Below are 613 nucleotides of genomic sequence, written 5' to 3' on the forward strand. Positions count from 1 at the left end.
TGGGCCTGGCGCTGGAGGGGTGGCGGACGCAAGACCCATGCTCACCTGATGGTGGCCGCACACTTGGCATTACCGAGTGCGAGCAGGCTGCCGACGGCAGTGTGACGATCCGCCTCTACAAGCAGCGCTGGTCGCTGACGGATGACGGGGACATGGTGCTGGGCAAAGGTGTGCCGATAGACGTGCCGCTCAACAGCTGGATCGACGTTCGGCTCGAGATGCCCGCTGTCGAGGCGCCTCCGCCTGAAACGATCGAAGAATAACTGCCCGCCCCGAGCGGGTATTTTTTTGCCTGGAGAAAAGCAATGGCACGACTTTCTGAATCACTCGCCGGGGGCCGCAATGCGCTGGCCTTCCTCGATATGCTCGCCTGGTCCGAGGGCACTAGCACCTCGCCGGCCACGGTCATGGATGGCTACGACGTGATCGTGACCGGCATCGACAAGAAACCCGAGGTTTTCAAGGACTTTACTGATCACCCTTTTGCCAAGGGTCGCGCCTCAAAGGTCATCAACAGCAAGGGGCTGACGTCCAATGCGTCCGGTCGATATCAGCAAATGGTGAAGGACTGGCCGCACTACAAGGCGCAGCTCAAGCTGCCTGACTTCAGCCC

Annotated in this window: 2 protein-coding genes; both read left to right on the forward strand. The window is 60.7% G+C overall.

Annotation, left to right across the window (positions count from 1 at the left end; genetic code table 11):
- Positions 1 to 263, forward strand: a 263-nt coding sequence (locus ACZRN6_RS36565) for a phage tail fiber protein (protein ID WP_464009969.1), incomplete at its 5' end; no start/stop codon positions are given.
- A gap of 42 nt (positions 264 to 305) precedes the next feature.
- Positions 306 to 613 (forward strand): lysozyme family protein (locus ACZRN6_RS36570; protein WP_464009970.1); only part of this gene is annotated, 308 nt, incomplete at its 3' end.

It is taken from the genome of Pseudomonas sp. A125 (assembly GCF_055409485.1).